The organism is Halobacillus sp. KGW1 (assembly GCF_001592845.1).
Classification (GTDB): domain Bacteria; phylum Bacillota; class Bacilli; order Bacillales; family Halobacillaceae; genus Halobacillus.
In genome coordinates this window covers 27,868-47,790 of record NZ_LSOC01000007.1, presented here as the reverse complement: position 1 = coordinate 47,790, position 19,923 = coordinate 27,868, and the positions used below count along the sequence as shown (strand labels likewise).

Below are 19,923 nucleotides of genomic sequence, written 5' to 3'. Positions count from 1 at the left end.
TCTATCTGATCAAATGATCGCGTGAAAAACGTTTCTTTCGATAAAGATGTTTCCTTATCCAGTTTTGAGGGTTTACCTCATTCATATATAGATGTGGTGGTGAAGGCGAAGAGGTCACACCTGTTCCCATGCCGAACACAGCAGTTAAGCTCTTCAGCGCCGATGGTAGTCGGGTAGATCCCCGTGAGAGTAGGACGCTGCCACGTCTCTTTGAAACCCCTTCAGGTTATCCTGGAGGGGTTTTGTGTATCCTTCGTGTGCTTTCTTTCTATCTAGTACTTCTTCTTTTTGAAAAGAGATGTATATTATTCGTAGTTTCGGAGAAACTAGAGTTAAGGATATGGAAAGTAACAGGGGAGGGAAATCAAAATGGCTAAGCATGAGTGCAGCATTTGTTCAAAAGAAACGAGTGAAGGAATTTACTTGTTGAAAGTTTACATTTGTCCGTCCTGTGAAGCAGAAATGATTGAGACGCCGGCAGATGATCCAAGGTATGAGTATTTTGTAAAACAAATGTCCAAAGCGCAGCGTTCGATGATTCCTTCTTGAAAAGAGTGCCTGGTATATGGGTCTTATAAAAAAATAATAAGGGTATTTCAGCTTATTTAAGATATAACCAACCCTTCTACTAATCCATTGATTGTAGAAGGGTTTTTTTGTACGCTTTCTATTGGAAGAGGTGGAGTAAATGAATGATTATAAACGGGTTCCTCTATATGAGGCCCTTCAAGCAAATATAGACCGGGATCCAATGTCGTTTCATGTCCCCGGGCATAAATATGGAAGGATTCTCCCGGGAGAAGCGGAAGGTATCCTGCCATCAACTCTAAGGATCGACGCTACGGAGGTAAGCAGTTTGGATGATCTGCATGCACCGGAAGGGGTCATAAAAGAAGCACAGCACTTAGCAGCTTCTTTTTTTAGAAGTGATGAAACATTTTTCCTTGTTAATGGAACGACGGTTGGGAATCTGGCTATGATTCACGCGGTCTGTAAGCCGGGGGAAAAACTTATTGTCCAACGGAATTGTCATAAATCCGTTTGGAACGGCTTGGAGCTTGCGAATGCATCCCCGGTGGTAATAAGTCCCGCGTATGAGAAAGAAACAGGACGATACAGCAGCATAACTCCGTCCAGCATTGAGCAGGCGTTGAAAGAGCACCCGGACAGCAAAGGTGTGTTATTGACGTATCCCGACTATTTCGGCCGTGCTTACGATTTGAAGGAGATTGCCCGGGTTGTTCACAGCAAAGGTGTACCTTTACTCATTGATGAGGCGCACGGGGTTCATTTTCATTTAGGTGATCCAATGCCTGTTCCTGCACTGGAAGCAGGGGCAGATGTCGTCGTTCAGTCTGCTCATAAAATGGCTCCTGCGATGACGATGGCCTCTTATATGCATGTCCAAGGGAAAAGGGTGGATAAATACGTATTGCGTCATTACCTGCAAATGCTTCAATCAAGCAGCCCATCTTACCCATTGATGGCAAGCTTGGATCTCGCCCGGAAGTTCTTATCTACTTGGAGAGAAGAAGAAAGAGAAGCCGGTTTGCATTGGGCGGTGCAGGTACGGGATGTCTTTCAATCCTCCCCCTATTGGCATGTCCTGCAGCAGGGGCCAAGGGATGATCCATTTAAGATTACATTGGAACCCGCTGAAGGGAGCGGATTCGAACTTGCTGAGGCGTTGGAGAAGGAGGGAATCGTGCCGGAGCTCGCTACGAGCAGACAGGTCCTGCTTATTCTAGGATTGCGTCCTCATTTCTCTCTTCAAGAGTTAAAGGAACGTATTGGGAAAGTAGATTCCGCATTAAAAAAGGCCCCCGGGCGTGCTACAATAGCAGAAGAACAAATTACGTTTCCACCAATCCAAACCTTAGAGATGCGGTATACAGAAATGCGGGATAGAAAGCAGGAACAGGCAGTTTTGGAAGATGCAGTGGGCTTAATCGCCGCAGAGGCGGTCATTCCTTATCCGCCTGGTATTCCGATCCTCATGAAAGGAGAGCGGATCATGGAGGCCCATGTGTCAGAAATCCGCCGCCTTCTATCGCTGGGGGCGCGTTTTCATAATGTAGGAATGGAAGATGGGATACGAGTGTTTAAAGGAGAATGAACGTGAAGGGATTGTTTGTAACATTCGAAGGTGGAGAAGGAGCAGGAAAATCCTCCATCCTTCGCGAAGTAGGCAGAGAGCTGCGTGATCAGGGATATGCAGTTCTAGAGACAAGAGAACCCGGGGGTATCCGGATTGCAGAAGAAATTAGAAAGGTAATACTTAATCCTGCCCATACAGAAATGGATGCAAGGACAGAAGCTTTATTATATGCTGCAGCAAGAAGGCAGCACCTGATCGAGAAAGTCCTCCCTGCTTTAGAGCGGGGAGAGGTTGTTCTATGTGACCGCTTCATTGATTCGAGTCTGGCCTACCAAGGTGCGGCCCGCGGCCTCGGGATGGAAGAAGTCTATGACATCAACAAATTTGCCATTGATGATCACATGCCGGACCTTACCCTGCTGTTTGATATTGAACCGGAGCAGGGTCTTTCGAGAATCGAAGCTAATGAGGGAAGAGAGCAGAATCGACTTGACTTGGAACATATCGCTTTCCATAAGACAGTCAGGGACGCCTATCATAAGCTTGCAGAAGCTCATAAACAACGCATTAAGGTCATTGACGCTGGAAAATCCTTCGAAGAGGTAAGAAATAGTGTCCAACGTGTGTTGGACCGTTTTTTGACTTCCTCATAAGATTCCATCATTTGTTATACTATAGATAACACCCGATAGGAGGGGTTTTGCTTATGAAAATGATTATTGCTGTTGTTCAGGATAAAGATAGCAACCGCTTGACGAATGCGTTAGCGGAAAACGATATAAAGACAACAAAACTTTCAACGACAGGCGGTTTCCTTCGGGAGGGGAATACGACATTCATGATCGGCTGTGATGATGATCAGGTTGATCCGACACTGGATATCATTCGAAAGAATTGCAGCCAAAGAGAGCAGATGATTGCACCGATCTCCCCTATGGGAGGAAATGCCGATTCCTATATACCGAAGCCTGTCAAAGTGGAAGTCGGCGGTGCGACGGTATTTGTCCTTCCCGTCGAATCATTTTTCCATTTTTAATTCAGGAAGGATACTCGTATGAAAATTACGCAGGATGTACGTACGCAGGTGGATGGAGCAGGGAAACAGATGGTTCCGTCCGGGAAGGCTAAGTCTAGTTTCCACAGCGTCATTCAAACGAAGACCGAGCAGTTGCAGCAGACCCAGCTGAACCATTTGATGTCGACGATTGCGTCGCAGGGGGACCGCGTGGCCCGCTCCCGCTCCTTCCGTGATTTAGCGAAATATAAGCGCTTGGTCCGTGATTTCCTGAAGGAATCAGTCAGTTACGGTTATCAAAAGAAACAATCACACAGTTGGAACCTCCACGGACAGACGAGGAAGCTCACTATCGTCGAAACGGTTGACGAAAAACTGGTAGAGCTTACCGAGGCTGTCATGGATCAAGAATCCAACTCTATTGATTTGCTGGGCTTGATCGGTGAAATCAAAGGTCTGCTCATCAATTTATATACGTAAGGACGGAAAAGCCATATGCAGACTTGGACAACTATGCAAGAGATCCAGCCTTTGGCGGCACAAATGTTAAGAAACAGCTTTAAGAAAGACCGCATTTCCCATGCCTATCTGTTCCAGGGAAGTAAAGGGACAGGCAAAAAGGAGATGAGTCTTCTATTTGCGAAGAGCATCTTCTGTAAACAGAGGGAAGGTCCGGAACCCTGCCAGAACTGCCGGGACTGCCACAGAATCGATTCTGGAAACCACCCGGACCTTCACTGGATTGAACCAGACGGCCAATCCATTAAGAAAGAACAGATCCTTCATCTGCAGAAGGAGTTCGCCTATACTGGTATGGAATCCAACCGGAAAGTTTACATTATTGTGGATGCAGATAAGATGACCGTCAATGCGTCAAACAGGCTGTTGAAGTTCCTGGAAGAGCCCAGCCAGCAGACGACAGCGATGCTGTTGACAGAAAGCGGGCAGACGATATTGGATACGATTCGTTCCCGATGCCAGCTCCTCGCTTTTCAACCGCTCAATCCTCACAATGTCGAGAAAAAATTAATCCAAGAAGGCGTTTCCGCATCCAATGCCAGGCTGCTCGCTTCTTTGACGAATAATTTAAGTGAAGCGCTCGATATGAATAATGATGAGTGGTTTGCGCAGGTGCGAAAACTAGTGATACAATTAGTTGAAGTGCTTCAAAATAAACCAAATGAAGGACTTTTGTTTATCAACCATCAGTGGATGCCTCATTTTAAAGAACGCGTTCAGCTGCAACGTGGGCTAGACGTCTTGATGCTTTGGTTCCAGGATGTTATCAACCTATTTTTGGACCGGGAAGAATCCATCGTTTTCATGACAGAGAAAGAGAAATTGAACCAAGCGAGTATGCGGTGGTCCCGTCAGTCAGCTGCTAACTGCTTGTCTGAAATACTTGAGGCGAAACGAAAGATAAATCAAAATGTCCATCCTAATTTAGTGATGGAACAACTTACCCTTCAACTACAGAGGTGATGATCGAATGATCGAAGTTGTAGGTGTCCGATTTAAACAGGCGGGTAAGGTATATTATTTCGATCCAGGCGGAATCCGTATGACGACGGAAGATTATGTCATCGTCGAAACGGTCCGTGGGATTGAGTTCGGGAAAGTTGTCATTGCTAATAAATCCATAGATGAAGAAGACGTTGTTTTACCTCTCAAGAAGGTCATCCGGCTTGCAGATGATAAAGATAAAGTAACGGTGGATGAAAACAAAGATAACGCTTTCCAAGCCTACCGCGTTTGTGAGAAGAAAATTCAAGAACATAAATTGGACATGAATCTTGTCGATGTGGAATATACGTTTGATCGTAATAAAGTGATTTTTTATTTTACAGCCGATGGACGCGTGGATTTCCGTACGCTTGTAAAGGATCTGGCATCCGTATTTAAGACACGGATTGAGCTCCGCCAGATCGGTGTGAGGGATGAAGCGAAAATGCTCGGCGGCATCGGCCCGTGTGGCCGGATGTTATGTTGTTCGACGTTTCTAGGAGATTTTGAACCGGTATCCATTAAGATGGCTAAAGATCAGAATCTATCGTTGAATCCAGCGAAAATTTCCGGATTGTGCGGCCGCTTAATGTGTTGTCTCAAATATGAGAATGATGATTATGAACATGCGAAGAAAGAGCTTCCAGACCTTGGTGAAAGTATTGCGACTTCTGTCGGCAAGGGCAAAGTTGTCGGGCTGAACATGCTGGAACGGCTGATCCAGGTCGAATTCCGCGATCAAGAGCGGGTATTGGAATACTCTTTGCAAGAGCTGATTGACGAAGGAGTCCTTCAAGCAGAAGCTTCAGAATAAAGGGTGGAGTCAAGCGTGAACAAGAAAGCCATTTTTGAACAAGTATCCCATTTTGAAAGTCAGATCGGCGAGCTGTATGAACAGCTGGGCGATTTAAAAAAGCAGCTTGCCTATTTGTTGGAGGAGAACCAGCACTTATCGCTTGAGAATCATCATTTGCGGCAACGACTAGAGAAAGAAAATGAGAAAGAACAGACAGCTTCCTCCCCCTCTAAACAGGAAAAGGGCGCCGTCGTCGGTGAAGGTTATGACAACCTCGCCAGGCTTTACGAAGAAGGCTTTCATATTTGTAATTTGCATTTTGGCAGCCCGAGAGACGAAGACTGCTTGTTCTGTCTATCATTCTTAAATAAAAAGAAATAATTCCAGGTCCAAGCCTTTCCTTGCTCGTCCGAGGAAGGGCTGTCTTTATATAGAAGGAAGAAAGGGTTAGAGGAAGATGGTTTCATTATATGGTGATGAACGGATAGACTATTTGTTAGCAAAGAAAGATAAACGAATCATTCAAAGTCCCAGTGTTTTCGCCTTTTCTCTTGATGCGGTCATGCTTGCGCATTTCACCTATGTTCCGAAAACGAGAGGAAAGATTTTAGATCTTTGTACTGGGAATGGCGTCATCCCCCTTTTCTTATCTACTAGATCGAGCGTGCCGATTACGGGGGTGGAAATCCAGGAGCGGCTTTACGATATGGCGGTAAGGAATATCGAATTGAACGGGCTTGAAGATCAACTGGAGATGATTCATGGGGATCTGAAAGACATGCCGGCCTATTATGGGAACAATAAATTTGATTTGGTGACGTGCAATCCACCATACTTCCCAACGCCGAAGAAAGAAGAGCAGAATGACAATGAGCATCTGACCATTGCGCGGCACGAAATATACTGCACGCTGGAAGATGTCGTACAAGCGTGCAGCAAGCTGACTAAATCCGGAAGGAAAGTCTCTATGGTCCATCGGCCGGACAGAATGGTGGAAATCATTGAGTTGTTCAAGAAATATAAACTGGAACCGAAACGAATGCAGCTCGTATATCCGAAAGCAGGAAAAGAAGCGAATATTCTGTTGGTGGAAGGAGTAAGAGACGGGAAGCCTGGTCTCAAGATTCTCCCGCCGTTCTACGCTTTAAAGGATGACGGCTCCTACACGGATGAATTGAGGGAGATCCTTGATGGAGAATGAGCACTGTGTTTATATGCTCCGCTGCAAGGACGATACACTATATACCGGTTATACAAACAACTTGTCCGCCCGCCTGGAGAAGCATCGTGCCGGCAAGGGGGCAAAATACACTCGCGGCCGCGGCCCGCTTCTCCTCGAGGCATTTGAATCTTATGAAAGCAGAGGCGAGGCACTTCGTGAAGAATATCGTTTGAAGCAGTTGTCGAAGGGCGAGAAGGAAGCGTGGATCACAGAGCGGAAAGCGAGGATGGATGACTATGAACATACAGAAAAGTTTCGAAAACCATGAAACCGGTACGCTTTATATCGTTCCTACCCCTATTGGGAATTTGGAGGATATGACGTTCCGAGCGGTCCGGGTCTTGAAAGAAGTAGAGGCAATCGGTGCAGAAGACACGCGCAATACGAAAAAACTGCTTAATCATTTCGACATCGACACATCGCTTGTCAGCTATCATGAACACAATAAACAGACAAGAGGTCCTCAACTGATTGAGCGTCTGACTGCCGGAGAAGACCTGGCTGTGGTGAGTGATGCAGGTATGCCGGGAATTTCTGACCCAGGTACAGATTTGGTGCGATTGGCTGTGGAAGCAGCCGTACCCGTCGTCGTACTGCCGGGAGCAAACGCGGCCCTGCCGGCTTTAGCAGGTTCCGGACTGCCTACAGAAGAATTCCATTTTTGTGGCTTTTTGCCACGAAAAAAGAAAGATCGTAAAGTGGTTGTGGATCGTCTGAAAACAATGGAAGCAACACTAATCTTCTACGAATCTCCCCACCGTTTAAAAGAGATGCTTGCTCATCTATACGAATTGCTTGGTGCACGTCCGGCGGCCCTGGCACGTGAATTATCCAAGCGGTATGAGGAATATGCGCGCGGTACGCTGGAAGAGTTAAGCGGCTGGGTTCAGGAACAGGAGCTCCGCGGCGAATTCGTTGTGCTTGTGGAGGGAACGGATGAAGCGGTCACAGAGGATCAATTGTGGTGGTCGGCAATGTCTTTAGTCGAACATGTCGAATACTATATTAGGAAAGAGAATAAAAAGAACAAAGATGCCATCAAACAGACAGCCCTCGATCGGAAAATCCCGAAACGGGATGTGTATCAGGCCTATCATATCGAGGATTAATAAAGAATCCCTTACTGTACTACAGTAAGGGATTTGTTTGAACATATGTCTTGTTGATCTGTTTCTTTGTAACCAGTTGTCGTCTTTTTGTTTTTATCTCTATAATAATTATTTAAGGTTGTCTTGTAGCTCTTGAAGAAGGATTTGTGCGCCTTCTTTGCTAAGGACGAGGTTGCCATTGGCCAGTTTCATATTGTCATCTGAAACTTCCCCTGTCACCTGACATGTCATGTTCGGCTTGTACTTTTTAAGGACGATACGATCATCATCAACATAAATTTCCAATGCGTCTTTTTCGTTGATTCCCAATGTGCGGCGAAGTTCGATCGGGATTACTACACGACCTAGTTCGTCGACTTTACGTACGATACCTGTAGATTTCATTTTTCTGTCTCCCCTCAATCAAAAGTTTAAAATCGTCAATATTCGACATATGTCTCGACATAATAGTACCAACCATTCCCAGACGTGTCAATTACTAATAACCGATTTTTCTTTTCCAGCATTTAATACATCGTGGGGTATAACGATATCCTTTCATTTCAGGGTATTAGCCGAATTAAAGCTGTATTTCTAATGCTCCTTATGTTCCAAAATTGGTTAGTTTATCCATGGATGTATGGACAAGTTTTTTTACTGTAGTCATGACAGTTGTGGAATTCGACAAAGCCAATCTTTGACAGTTTCGACTTTTGTTCGGTATATTTTAATGTTAGGAATGGAAATAAAGTAAATAAATCGATAGAATGTTAACATGGCCGTTTTCGGCATGAGAATGGAAGATTTTTAGGAGGGAACAGCATGGCTGAGGATAAGAACACCTTTTACATCACCACACCTATTTATTACCCAAGTGGGAATTTGCATATCGGACATGCGTATACGACTGTTGCCGGAGATGCAATGGCGAGATACAAACGTCTGCAGGGATACGAGGTCATGTACTTGACTGGAACGGACGAGCATGGGCAGAAGATCCAGCGGAAAGCGGAGGAAAAAGGCGTTTCCCCGCAGGAATATGTCGATGATATTGTGAGCGGAATTAAGCAGTTATGGGACAAACTCGACATTTCTTATGATGATTTCATCCGTACGACAGAGAACCGTCATAAAGAAGTTGTTGCAAAGATTTTTGACTACTTGAAGAACAAAGGGGATATCTACCTGGATCAGTACGAAGGATGGTACTGCACACCTTGTGAATCCTTCTTCACCGAACGTCAGCTGGAAGACGGCAAATGTCCGGACTGTGGCGGTGACGTTGAAAAAGTAAAAGAAGAATCTTACTTCTTTAAGATGAGTAAATATGTCGATCAGTTGTTGGAATTCTATGAACAGAATCCGACGTTCATTCAGCCGGAAAGCCGCAAAAATGAAATGATCAATAACTTCATTAAGCCGGGATTAGAAGATTTGGCCGTATCACGTACGACATTTGACTGGGGGATTGGCGTACCTGGTAATGAGAAGCACGTCATCTATGTTTGGATCGACGCCCTGACGAACTATATTACTGCACTGGGTTACGACAGTGAAGATGACAGCCGTTACCAGAAATTCTGGCCGGCAGATGTGCAGCTTGTCGGGAAAGAAATTGTTCGTTTCCATACCATCTATTGGCCGATTATGTTGATGGCGCTCGATCTTCCGCTGCCGAAGAAAGTATTCGCACACGGTTGGATTCTTATGAAGGACGGAAAGATGTCCAAATCCAAAGGAAACGTCGTCGATCCTGTCGAACTCAGCGATCGTTACGGTCTTGATGCGCTTCGTTACTACCTTCTTCGAGAAGTTCCATTCGGTTCAGATGGTGTATTTACACCAGAGGCTTTCGTGGAGCGTACCAACTATGACCTTGCGAACGACCTTGGAAACCTGCTGAATCGTACAGTCGCGATGATCAGCAAATACTTTGATGGGGAAATCCCGGCATTAACCCTTGGGGAAGATGCATTCGATCAAAGTTTGGAACAGCTTGCTGCGGATACGAAAAACGCGGTGGAAACATCCCTTGAAAACATGGAATTCTCTGTTGCTCTTGCAGACCTGTGGAAGTTCATCAGCCGTACGAATAAATACATTGATGAAACACAGCCGTGGGTGCTGGCGAAAGATGAGAGTAAGCGCGCCCGCCTTGGAAATGTAATGGCTCACCTGGCAGAGTCACTACGCCAAATCGCCGTCATGCTTCAACCTTTCCTCACACGTACACCGGATCGTATGTTCCAGCAGCTTGGTATTGAAGGGGAAGCTGGGAAAGCATGGGCCAGTTTGGAAAGCTTCGGTGCTGTTCCGGCGGGTACACACGTAGCCAAAGGTGAACCAATCTTCCCTCGTCTGGATGCAGAAGAGGAAACACAAGCGATTAAAGACATGATGAAATCTTCTGCTCCGAAAGAAGAGAAGAAGGTCGAGAAGGAAGAGAAAATAGAAGAAGTCACCATCGATGACTTCATGAAGTTGGACTTCCGTGTTGCAGAAGTGACGAAGGTGGACAAAGTGAAGAAAGCCGATAAGCTGCTAAAGATTCAATTGGATCTCGGTTATGAGCAGCGCCAGGTTGTTTCTGGAATTGCAGAACATTATACACCGGAACAATTGGTGGGCAAGAAGGTCATTTGTGTCGCTAACCTGAAGCCTGTCAAACTTCGCGGAGAGCTTTCTCAAGGAATGATCCTTGCCGGAGAAGACGAAGGCAAGCTTGCCCTCGCTTCAGTAGATCAAACACTTGCGAACGGAACGAAAGTGAAATAACAAGAGGAAAAAAGGGGAAGCATCCATACAGCTTTCCCTTTTTTTCAATAGGAAAGGTGGAATAGACATGCTCTTTGACACGCATGTACATTTGAACGCAGATCAGTTTGAAGAGGATTTAGAAGCGACGATCGAGCGGGCCCGTGAAGCAGGGGTCACGTATATGACGGTCGTTGGCTTCGACCGGGTGACGATTCCAAAAGCGTTGGAAATCGCTGAGAATCACGAACATATCTATGCTGCGGTCGGATGGCACCCGGTCGATGCCGTTGATATGACAGAGGAGGATCTGGAGTGGATTGAATCGCTTACCGATCATCCCAAAGTCGTGGCTCTCGGCGAGATGGGGCTCGATTATCATTGGGACAAGTCTCCGGCGGAAGTCCAGAAAGAAGTATTCCGTAAACAGATCCGTCTTGCGAAGAAGGTAAAGATGCCCATCATCATTCATAACCGGGAAGCGACGGAGGATATCGTCGAAATACTGAAAGAAGAGAATGCAGCGGAAGTGGGCGGCATCATGCATTGTTACAGTGGACCTGCTGACATCGCCAAAGAATGTATTGAGATGAATTTCATGATTTCACTCGGTGGACCTGTTACATTCAAAAATGCGAAACTGCCTAAAGAGGTCGCTAAAGCTGTCGATCTGGAGCACCTTCTTATTGAGACGGACTGTCCGTTTCTCGCTCCCCACCCGAACCGTGGAAAGCGCAATGAGCCTGCTTATGTCAAGCTTGTGGCTGAACAGATTGCGGATTTGAAGGAGCTGACTTATGAGGAAGTCAGTGAAGCGACAACAGCTAACGCGCTTCGGTTCTTCGGCATAGAATCAAAGTAAAATTGTGTCATGATTGTTACAAAACAGATGTAATTGTTTAGGAACTGTAACATGTTTGTTATGTTAATTGTCTAGGTATAATAGCATAATGTAAGAAGTCAGTGATTCTATCATCTGACTTCTTTTTTTATGACAGGAAAATGTTGTGAAAAAAGCAGTCCGTTTGACATCGAATCTATGTCTGACTAGAATAGAACGCATGCTTTTGAAAGGAGGATGAAGGATGAACAAGGAAAAAGTGACTAAATCCATTTATATTTGGGTCGCCGCCGTATCCGTCCTGTGCATCACTTTTTTAGTAATGGCTTCCTATGAATTTACTAAAAAGCCTGTACAAGTGTCTCAAAACGGACAGAAAGAAATAATTCGCACTCATGCCAATACTGTTAAAGAACTTATGTCCGAAATGGGAATTACTGTACACCAGCATGATGAACTATCCCATAAGTTATCCGATCCGATTGAACGTGGTATGGATGTAAACTACATAGCATCGAAGCGTATTCAATTAGCCATTGATCGTTCCAATACAGAACAATACAACACGACAGCCTCTACAGTAGGTGAATTCTTCGACGAACAAGGTCTGGAGTTCCAAGAACGGGACGAGGTGTCTCATGACTTAGCAGCACCGATCGAACAAGGGATGGATATTGAAGTACAGAAAGCATTCCAAGTGACCCTCCATGATGGGGGAGAAAAAGAGAAGATATGGACAACCGCTACAACTGTCGGAGACTTACTGAAAGATCAGCAGGTTGAACTCAGCGACCTTGATCAGTTGAACGTTTCCGAGGAGGAAATCGTCAAGGCAGACACTCCTATCAAAATTACCAGAATTGAGAAAATGACGGACACCGTAGAAGAAGATATGGAGTATGCGGTGGAAACAAGGCGGGACGAGTCTCTGCCGAAAGGGGAAAGGAAAGTTCTTTCCTCCGGGGAGAACGGCCTCGTCACGAAAAAATATGAAGTCATTCTTGAGAACGGTGAAGAGAAAAGCCGAGAGCTGATAGAAGAAACGGTGCAGAAGGAAAGCAGGAAAGAGATCATAGCGCTCGGTACGAAAGTGGAAGAGGAAAAAGCGCCTGTAACGGTTGCTTCTGCTTCCTCTGATAAGAAGGAAGCTCGTGTTGTTCAAGCGTCAGCCAAACCTTCTGATAAGCAGGATGATACGAAGACGTTACAAATGCATGCGACTGCCTATACGGCAAATTGCGCCGGCTGTTCCGGTGTGACTGCTACAGGAATTGATTTGAAAGAGAATCCTGATAGAAAAGTTGTTGCCGTCGATCCTGATGTCATTCCACTCGGCAGCCGTGTGTGGGTAGAAGGGTATGGCACAGCCATTGCTGGAGATACCGGGGGAGCCATCGATGGGAAACGCATTGATTTATTCGTTCCATCGAAGAGTCAGGCCCACAGCTATGGGAGAAAACAAGTAACGGTCAAAATACTGGATTAAAGGAGACAGCAGAGGGGATACCTCTGCTTTTTTCGTCTGTAAACTCATGGTATGCTAGAAGAAGATGGACACGTACGTACAGGAGGATAAGGTATTGAAAATAAAAGAGGTGATCGTTGTTGAAGGGAAAGATGATACAGCGAAAATCAAAGCGGCTGTAGATGCAGATACGATCGAAACGAACGGCTCTGCCATCGATGAGGAAGTTCTCGACCGCATCAAACATGCCCAGTCAAAACGTGGCATTATCATTTTCACAGACCCTGATTATCCAGGGGAGCGAATCAGACATATAGTCGACCAGCATGTCCCGAATTGTAAGCATGCATTTCTTCCGAAGGACCAAGCGAGGGCCAAACGAGATAAAGGGATTGGTATCGAACATGCATCTATCCAGGATATCCGAACTGCCCTCTCATCGGTTTATGAACTGGTGGACGGGATAGAGGGAGAGATAACGAAGCAGGATTTGATCGATCTCGGACTGATCGGAGGCTCCCGATCGACGGATCTTAGAGAACAGCTGGGGCTGCACTTAAGAATTGGAAAGACTAATGGAAAACAACTGCTCAAGCGACTGAATATGTTCCACATCACGCCACAGCAATTGGGAGAAGCGATGAAGCAGATCATGCAGGAGGAAAATAATGAATAACAAAGCCATTGCAACACCTACACGCACGAAAGAAATATTGAAGAATTACGGTTTCTCCTTCAAGAAAAGTCTTGGTCAGAACTTCTTGATCGATGTGAACATCTTGACGAATATCATTGCAGAAGCAGGGATTGACGACACAACAGCAGCTATCGAAATCGGACCTGGAATCGGCGCGTTGACAGAACAACTTGCAAGGCATGCCGACAAGGTTGTGGCGTTTGAGATAGACCAGCGCCTGCTTCCTATTCTGGGAGAGACGCTTTCCGAATATAACAATGTCCACATCATCAATGAAGATATCCTGAAAGCGGATGTTGCCGGGATGATTGATGAACATTTTGAAGAAGGTCAGAAAATACGCGTCGTCGCAAACCTTCCCTATTACATTACGACACCGATCCTCATGAAGTTGTTGATGGATCGTCTGCCTGTAGACAGCATCACGGTCATGATTCAAAAAGAGGTTGCTGATCGGATGGCTGCGGAACCAAATACGAAAAGTTACGGCTCCCTTTCAATAGCTGTTCAATATTACACGAAGGCCAGGGTGGCATTGAACGTGCCGAAAACCGTCTTTATGCCACAGCCCAACGTAGATTCCTCTGTTCTTCATCTGGAGATGAGAGAAGAGCCGCCGGTTCATGTCGATGATGAGTCCTTCTTCTTTGATGTTGTAAAAGCTACTTTTGGTCAGCGCCGTAAAACATTGATGAACAACCTGGCAAGGCATTTTAAGGGGACATTAGATAAAGAAGAGATCCGCAGCCGCCTGGCAGAGGTGAACATCAATCCTCAGCGCAGGGGGGAATCTCTATCGATGGATGAATTCGCCTCCTTAGCTAACATTCTTTATAAATAACAGAATTCTGAAGGCACAAAGCCCACCTCTTCACATACACTACAGTAGTGTTTTGGAATGAGGTGGAGAGTTATGATAGCAAACGGAGATCTTGTAACACGGAAGTCCTATCGGCACGATATCATCTTCCGAGTGATGGCACAGGCTCAAACGGTTGTGAAGCTGATGGGCGAACATGTACGCCTTGAGGCTGATGCACCTCTCGATGACCTGGAAAAAGTAACAGGTGCAGCATACCACCGGATCAGAAATGAATATGAAGAGCAGGAAGCCTATTCTTACAGGCTTTTTCGTCAGGATTACCGATTGCTGAAAGAGAAAAGAGACGCAGAAGCGGGAACCGGATACACGAAGGAATCGGAGACGAACTATTTCCAACTGCCCCCCCGGATCCTTCATATTGACGGGGACCCGTTGTTTCTAAAGAAGTGTATTGCGCTGTATGAACAGCTCGGTCTTCAGGTACACGGCCAGTATCTGCATGAAAAAGAAATGCCTCACAAAGTGATGCCTCTTATCGAGAAGGTTCACCCTCAAATTGTGGTTCTTACAGGCCATGATGCATACTCAAAAGCTAAGGGGTCTATTCGAGCCCTTGACTCTTACAGACACTCCAAATATTTTGTAGAGGCCGTACGCAACATAAGGCAGAAGCACCCTAATTTCGATCAAATGGTCATTTTTGCAGGAGCCTGCCAGTCCCATTTTGAATCCATCATCCGGGCAGGAGCCAATTTCGCAAGTTCCCCGGCCCGCGTCAATATTCATGCGATCGATCCTGTTTATGTAGCTGCAAGGGTGGCATATACATCCTTTACAGAGCATATAAATGTATGGGAGGTCATCAGAAACACGATTAGTGGAGAAGATGGACTTGGCGGCGTGGAAACAAAAGGGCTGCTACGGATCGGAATGCCGTACACGAAGGATCAGGAAGAAGATTGACCGTTATCGAACGACGATAGCGGTTTTTCTTTTCCAAGGGGGTGTACATATTTTTCCTGTTAATGGATAACATAAACATCAACGCATTATTTACGTCATTCTATTGCAATGTGAAGCGGCTATTGGTATAATTAATAATTTTATTTGACTTTGTCCCTGTCTTATGGTAAACTAATCTTTAGTGAGGTGGAGTGCAGTGGCTAAAACATTAGTAGAAATTAAGCAATCCTTAGAAGGACAAATTGGCAAGCGTTTAACATTAAAGGCGAATGGCGGCCGTCGTAAGACGATTGAGCGTTCTGGAATTTTGGCAGAGACATATCCTGCCGTGTTCATTGTTGAACTTGACCAAGATGAAAATGCTTTTGAACGTGTATCGTACAGCTATGCAGATGTTCTTACAGAGACAGTCGAATTGAACTTCGACGACCTACAGACTATGGCTCTTGAGCAGTGAACCTTTCGTTTACTGCTTTTTTATTTTGTCTTTTTTTTCAATGAAATATAAAAAGCGTTCCCATGTATTTTATGGAACAATTACATACAACTCCCCGCTATAATTCATCCGTCTAGACACATACTAGGACTGTCGTAACTAAGTGAATGCGAAAGGAGCTGAAAGCGATGGGACGTAAGCGAAGTATCATGTCCGATTCGTTTAAAGAGGAACTCGCGAAAGAACTTGGGTTTTACGACAAGGTGCAGCAAGATGGATGGGGTGGCATCACCACGCGTGATGCAGGTAACATGGTAAAACGAGCGATACAAATGGCAGAAGAACAGCTGGCGGACAACCAGCGGTGAATGAATCCCCTCTGTGCATAACAGAGGGGTTTTTTACATAACGTTTCTTGTTCATATAAATATGGTACAATGCTGTAAGATAATCTTGAAGATGAGGTGCTTGCATGCAAATACTTGAAAAAGCTCCTGCCAAAATAAACTTGTCACTGGACGTCCTGTATAAGCGCCCGGATGGTTTTCATGAAGTGGAAATGGTCATGACAACGGTGGACCTTGCAGATCGGATTGAATTGACGCTGCTTTCCGAACCTGTCATTAAGGTCGAATCAGAGAGCCGTTTCGTCCCTAATGATGAGCGTAACCTAGCTTATCGTGCGGCGAAACTCCTCCAGGACCGGTTTAAGGTAAATAAAGGGGTTAACATATTTATTGAAAAGAATATCCCTGTCGCAGCGGGCCTTGCGGGAGGCAGCAGTGACGCCGCTGCTGTTCTGCGTGGTGTCAATCGAATGTGGGGCCTTGGGCTTTCTGACGATGAGCTGGCCGAACTCGGTGCGGAAATCGGATCAGACGTGTCGTTCTGTGTTTATGGAGGAACGGCCCTTGCTACTGGGCGAGGAGAGCAGATTCGTTTCCTGCCAGCACCGCCGCCCTGCTGGGTTGTTCTGTCGAAGCCGACTATCGGTGTCTCTACACAAACGGTCTATCAGGGTCTGAACGTTTCCCAGGCGGAACACCCTGATACGGAAGCGATGGTACGGGCGTTACAGGAAGAGGACTACGAAGGAATCTGTGCCAATGTAGGAAATACATTGGAAGGTGTGACGCTTAAGCTGCATGAGGAGGTGGGGCAGATCAAGGAGCAGATGCGCCAGGCCGGAGCGGATGCTGTGCTTATGAGTGGAAGCGGACCGACCGTGTTTTCGCTTGTAGAGCAGGATGCACGCGCCCAACGGATCTATAACAGTTTAAAAGGCTTCTGTACCGAAGTATATATGGTTCGGATGCTGGGATATAGAGAAAACACTTGATAAAATCCGTACAAATCTGTTATATTTAATGAAAATATTCGGATTTTGAGGTGTCCTCTTATGAAAAGAAGTGAGCGACTAGTTGCGATGACCCATTTCATCCTTGATCGACCTCGAGAATTGATTTCCCTTCCTTTCTTCTCGGAGAAGTATGAAGCGGCAAAATCCTCGATCAGCGAAGATCTAGGTATTATTAATAAAATGTTTCAACATGAAGGGATAGGCTACCTGGAGACGATTTCGGGAGCAGCTGGCGGCGTTAAATATATCCCTGCTTTTTCAGAAGAATACAGTAAGACGTTTGTTCGTGAATTGTGCGAACGATTGCAGGATCCGGCGAGGCTTCTGCCGGGCGGATACTTATTTATGAGTGACATACTCGGTGATCCCGAGACGACAAGGAATATCGGTCGATTATTCGCTTCCGCTTTCCGAGATAAAGACATAGATGTCGTCATGACAGTGGCCACTAAGGGAATACCGCTTGCTTACGCTGTCGCTTCCTATCTTAACGTTCCTGTTGTTATAGCTAGAAGAGACCCTAAAATTTCGGAAGGGTCGACGGTAAGTATCAACTATGTTTCAGGCTCGACGCGGAAGATCCAGACGATGGTATTAACCAAGCGTTCTCTGCAGGAAGGTTCACGCGTATGTATCATTGATGACTTCATGAAAGCCGGGGGAACGATCAACGGCATGCGGAATCTCTTGAAGGAATTCGACGCAGAGCTTGCCGGCATCGGTGTATTGGCAGAAGCCGAAGACGATGAAGAGGATCGTGTCGTGGACGATTACCTTTCCTTAGTTCAAATCGTCAATGCGGATGAACGGAAATTCTCCATTGAAGTACGACCTGGGAACTTGCTGGAAAATATATAGGACTGTCAATCAGGCTCTCATCCTTGTGATGGGGGCCTTTTCTATACCTGTTTGTGAAAAATTAATTGATTTGAAAAATTTTTTAGAAAAATAAGCAGGAATTATTCCCGTTTTGTGGAATTTATTTAACATAAGTTCCTTTTGGATAAAGGTGGTGAATTTAATGGAAGTAACTGACGTGAGACTGCGACGCGTGAATACCGATGGAAGAATGCGAGCAATTGCTTCTATTACCTTGGATCAGGAGTTTGTTGTCCATGACATACGGGTGATTGATGGCAACAATGGGTTGTTTGTAGCAATGCCGAGCAAACGTACCCCGGACGGGGAGTTCAGAGACATTGCACACCCGATCAATTCCGGCACACGTGGAAAGATTCAGGACGCTGTTCTTGAAGCCTACCACCAGGCCGGTGAAGAAGACGAAGCAGGGGTGGAATTTGAAGAAGCCGGAGCTTCGTAATACTTAAAGCACAACAAAGGGTCTGACCACTGCGGTCAGGCTCTTTTTTTGATAGGGAGAAATGTCGATTCCTACCTTTTCCCACCGGCTCAAATGTTGAAATCACCCTACGTTTGAGATATGATTCAAAGTGGATAATTAGGATGGAGGTACGTTCATGACTAACCGTTACGCTGTTGTTCTCGCTGCTGGCCAAGGTACACGTATGAAGTCGAAACTTTATAAAGTTTTGCACCCCGTATGTGGGAAGCCTATGGTACAGCACGTTGTCGATCAATTAAATACATTGGAATTAGATGAGCTAATCACTGTTGTTGGTTTTGGCGCAGAGAAGGTTCAGGATCAACTGGGTGAGGACAGCCACTATGTCGTCCAGGAAAAACAGCTTGGCACAGGACATGCTGTACTGCAGGCAGACGATATCCTGGCAGACAAGCAGGGGACGACGGTTGTTGTCTGCGGAGATACTCCTCTTCTTACGGGGGAGACGCTCCAGAAACTGCTTGACCACCATGATGCAGAAGGGGCGAAGGCAACCATTTTGACTGCCCATGCGGAAGATCCACATGGATACGGGCGCGTGATCCGTGGTGGCAATGGTCAGGTGGAGCGAATCGTCGAACAGAAGGATGCCTCGGAAGAAGAGCAGGCCGTACAGGAAATTAATACAGGAACGTATTGCTTTGATAACGCTATGCTTTTTGAAGCGCTGAAGAATGTTTCCAATGATAACGTCCAGGGAGAGTACTATCTACCGGATGTCGTGGAAATTATGAAAGACCGCGGGGAGACGGTTTCCGCTTATCAGACACCTGAATTTTCGGAGTCCCTTGGAGTAAATGACCGTGTCGCATTGGCGAAAGCAGAGAAATTAATGAAAGAACGAATTAATGAGAAGCATATGAGAAACGGGGTTACATTGGTGGACCCTGATCAAACCTACATTGGTCCGGATGTCGTCATTGGTCCGGATGTGGTGATTTACCCTGGAACTGTGTTGGAAGGGGAGACGGTTATCGAGGATGATGCCGTTATTGGTCCACATACGACAATTAAAAATTGCCATGTCGGTAAAGAAACGAGCATTAAGCAGAGTGCTGCTGCTGACAGCAAAATCGGCGCAAGAGTCCAAATTGGACCATTTGCCCACATCCGTCCGCAATCTTCTCTAGGCGATGATGTCAAAATCGGTAACTTCGTGGAAGTGAAGAAGGCGCAGTTCGGTAACGGCAGCAAGGCTTCTCATTTAAGCTACATCGGTGATGCGGAAGTTGGAAGTGGTGTCAACATCGGATGTGGTACAATAACAGTGAATTATGACGGAGAGAATAAGTTCTTGACGACTATTGAAGATGATGCGTTCATTGGATGTAACTCCAACTTGATTGCACCTGTCACGGTCGGCAAGGGAGCTTACGTCGCTGCCGGCTCGACGATCAATCAAGACGTCCCGTCCGAAGCGCTTTCCATCGCGCGTTCCCGCCAGACGAATAAAGAAGGCTACGCTACTAAAATGAAATCGATCAAAAAAGATTAACGGA

At 45.9% G+C, this 19,923-nt stretch carries 24 protein-coding genes and 1 rRNA gene; 24 read left to right on the top strand and 1 reads right to left on the bottom strand.

Translation table 11 applies throughout. From position 1 onward, the window contains the following. Nucleotides 1-92: 92 nt before the first annotated feature. The 12 genes from rrf to rsmI all read left to right on the top strand — a co-directional run bounded on the left by rrf (nt 93) and on the right by rsmI (nt 7,743). A 5S ribosomal RNA gene (rrf, locus tag AXG56_RS18745) occupies nt 93-206 on the top strand. Nucleotides 207-369: 163 nt separating this feature from the next. Next, nucleotides 370-549, top strand: a complete 180-nt coding sequence (locus tag AXG56_RS18740; protein ID WP_008633437.1) for a sigma factor G inhibitor Gin — start codon at nt 370-372, stop codon at nt 547-549. 139 nt (nt 550-688) lie between these two features. Next, a complete protein-coding gene (locus AXG56_RS18735) occupies nt 689-2,116 on the top strand; it encodes an aminotransferase class I/II-fold pyridoxal phosphate-dependent enzyme (RefSeq protein ID WP_062515812.1) in 1,428 nt (475 codons plus the stop codon). 2 nt (nt 2,117-2,118) lie between these two features. Then, complete coding sequence (tmk, locus tag AXG56_RS18730; protein ID WP_062515811.1) at nt 2,119-2,751, top strand: dTMP kinase; 633 nt, start codon at nt 2,119-2,121, stop codon at nt 2,749-2,751. Nucleotides 2,752-2,804: 53 nt separating this feature from the next. Further along, nucleotides 2,805-3,134, top strand: coding sequence for a cyclic-di-AMP receptor (locus tag AXG56_RS18725; protein WP_008633442.1), 330 nt, complete (start codon nt 2,805-2,807; stop codon nt 3,132-3,134). Between the two features lie 18 nt (nt 3,135-3,152). Continuing rightward, the gene (locus tag AXG56_RS18720) at nt 3,153-3,593 is read left to right on the top strand and encodes a YaaR family protein (protein WP_008633445.1); all 441 of its coding nucleotides are present in this window, start codon (nt 3,153-3,155) and stop codon (nt 3,591-3,593) included. 15 nt (nt 3,594-3,608) lie between these two features. After that, entirely contained in the window at nt 3,609-4,595 is a 987-nt protein-coding gene (gene holB, locus AXG56_RS18715; RefSeq protein WP_026577068.1) for a DNA polymerase III subunit delta', read from the top strand. Between the two features lie 7 nt (nt 4,596-4,602). Then, a complete protein-coding gene (locus tag AXG56_RS18710; protein WP_008633451.1) occupies nt 4,603-5,430 on the top strand; it encodes a stage 0 sporulation family protein in 828 nt (275 codons plus the stop codon). A 15-nt stretch (nt 5,431-5,445) separates the two neighbouring features. Then, nucleotides 5,446-5,793 carry a DNA replication initiation control protein YabA gene (gene yabA / locus AXG56_RS18705; protein WP_008633452.1) on the top strand — a complete coding sequence of 116 codons (348 nt, stop codon included), beginning with the start codon at nt 5,446-5,448 and terminating at the stop codon, nt 5,791-5,793. Between the two features lie 76 nt (nt 5,794-5,869). Next, nucleotides 5,870-6,613 (top strand): tRNA1(Val) (adenine(37)-N6)-methyltransferase, encoded by a 744-nt coding sequence (locus AXG56_RS18700; protein WP_062515810.1) that lies wholly within the window; start codon nt 5,870-5,872, stop codon nt 6,611-6,613. Beyond that, nucleotides 6,603-6,902, top strand: a complete 300-nt coding sequence (locus AXG56_RS18695; protein ID WP_026577066.1) for a GIY-YIG nuclease family protein — start codon at nt 6,603-6,605, stop codon at nt 6,900-6,902. Before AXG56_RS18700 ends, AXG56_RS18695 begins: the two co-directional genes overlap by 11 nt. Beyond that, nucleotides 6,871-7,743, top strand: a complete 873-nt coding sequence (rsmI, locus tag AXG56_RS18690; protein WP_026577065.1) for a 16S rRNA (cytidine(1402)-2'-O)-methyltransferase — start codon at nt 6,871-6,873, stop codon at nt 7,741-7,743. Before AXG56_RS18695 ends, rsmI begins: the two co-directional genes overlap by 32 nt. A 108-nt stretch (nt 7,744-7,851) precedes the next feature. On the opposite strand, the gene AXG56_RS18685 is transcribed toward rsmI, so the two are convergent. After that, entirely contained in the window at nt 7,852-8,127 is a 276-nt protein-coding gene (locus AXG56_RS18685) for an AbrB/MazE/SpoVT family DNA-binding domain-containing protein (RefSeq protein ID WP_008633460.1), read from the bottom strand. Nucleotides 8,128-8,544: 417 nt separating this feature from the next. Between AXG56_RS18685 and metG the strand changes: the two genes are divergently transcribed. The 12 genes from metG (at nt 8,545) to glmU (ending at nt 19,919) form a co-directional block, all read left to right on the top strand. After that, nucleotides 8,545-10,497, top strand: coding sequence for a methionine--tRNA ligase (gene metG / locus AXG56_RS18680; protein ID WP_062515809.1), 1,953 nt, complete (start codon nt 8,545-8,547; stop codon nt 10,495-10,497). A 67-nt stretch (nt 10,498-10,564) separates the two neighbouring features. Continuing rightward, complete coding sequence (locus tag AXG56_RS18675; protein WP_008633463.1) at nt 10,565-11,338, top strand: TatD family hydrolase; 774 nt, start codon at nt 10,565-10,567, stop codon at nt 11,336-11,338. A 223-nt stretch (nt 11,339-11,561) separates the two neighbouring features. Then, the gene (locus AXG56_RS18670; protein ID WP_062515808.1) at nt 11,562-12,803 is read left to right on the top strand and encodes a G5 and 3D domain-containing protein; all 1,242 of its coding nucleotides are present in this window, start codon (nt 11,562-11,564) and stop codon (nt 12,801-12,803) included. Between the two features lie 94 nt (nt 12,804-12,897). After that, nucleotides 12,898-13,458 (top strand): ribonuclease M5, encoded by a 561-nt coding sequence (rnmV, locus tag AXG56_RS18665; protein ID WP_008633465.1) that lies wholly within the window; start codon nt 12,898-12,900, stop codon nt 13,456-13,458. Next, the gene (gene rsmA / locus AXG56_RS18660) at nt 13,451-14,320 is read left to right on the top strand and encodes a 16S rRNA (adenine(1518)-N(6)/adenine(1519)-N(6))-dimethyltransferase RsmA (RefSeq protein WP_062515807.1); all 870 of its coding nucleotides are present in this window, start codon (nt 13,451-13,453) and stop codon (nt 14,318-14,320) included. Before rnmV ends, rsmA begins: the two co-directional genes overlap by 8 nt. A gap of 72 nt (nt 14,321-14,392) precedes the next feature. Then, on the top strand, nt 14,393-15,265 hold the full coding sequence (gene yabG, locus AXG56_RS18655; RefSeq protein WP_008633469.1) for a sporulation peptidase YabG: 873 nt from the start codon (nt 14,393-14,395) through the stop codon (nt 15,263-15,265). Nucleotides 15,266-15,461: 196 nt separating this feature from the next. After that, nucleotides 15,462-15,722 carry a biofilm formation stimulator Veg gene (gene veg / locus AXG56_RS18650; protein ID WP_008633471.1) on the top strand — a complete coding sequence of 87 codons (261 nt, stop codon included), beginning with the start codon at nt 15,462-15,464 and terminating at the stop codon, nt 15,720-15,722. A gap of 167 nt (nt 15,723-15,889) precedes the next feature. After that, a complete protein-coding gene (locus AXG56_RS18645) occupies nt 15,890-16,069 on the top strand; it encodes a small, acid-soluble spore protein, alpha/beta type (RefSeq protein ID WP_008633473.1) in 180 nt (59 codons plus the stop codon). 104 nt (nt 16,070-16,173) lie between these two features. Next, nucleotides 16,174-17,040 (top strand): 4-(cytidine 5'-diphospho)-2-C-methyl-D-erythritol kinase, encoded by an 867-nt coding sequence (ispE, locus tag AXG56_RS18640; RefSeq protein WP_062515806.1) that lies wholly within the window; start codon nt 16,174-16,176, stop codon nt 17,038-17,040. A 60-nt stretch (nt 17,041-17,100) separates the two neighbouring features. Further along, on the top strand, nt 17,101-17,919 hold the full coding sequence (gene purR / locus AXG56_RS18635) for a pur operon repressor (protein WP_008633477.1): 819 nt from the start codon (nt 17,101-17,103) through the stop codon (nt 17,917-17,919). 163 nt (nt 17,920-18,082) lie between these two features. Continuing rightward, a complete protein-coding gene (gene spoVG, locus AXG56_RS18630) occupies nt 18,083-18,382 on the top strand; it encodes a septation regulator SpoVG (RefSeq protein ID WP_008633479.1) in 300 nt (99 codons plus the stop codon). 157 nt (nt 18,383-18,539) lie between these two features. Then, a complete protein-coding gene (glmU, locus tag AXG56_RS18625) occupies nt 18,540-19,919 on the top strand; it encodes a bifunctional UDP-N-acetylglucosamine diphosphorylase/glucosamine-1-phosphate N-acetyltransferase GlmU (RefSeq protein WP_062515805.1) in 1,380 nt (459 codons plus the stop codon). Nucleotides 19,920-19,923: the final 4 nt, after the last annotated feature.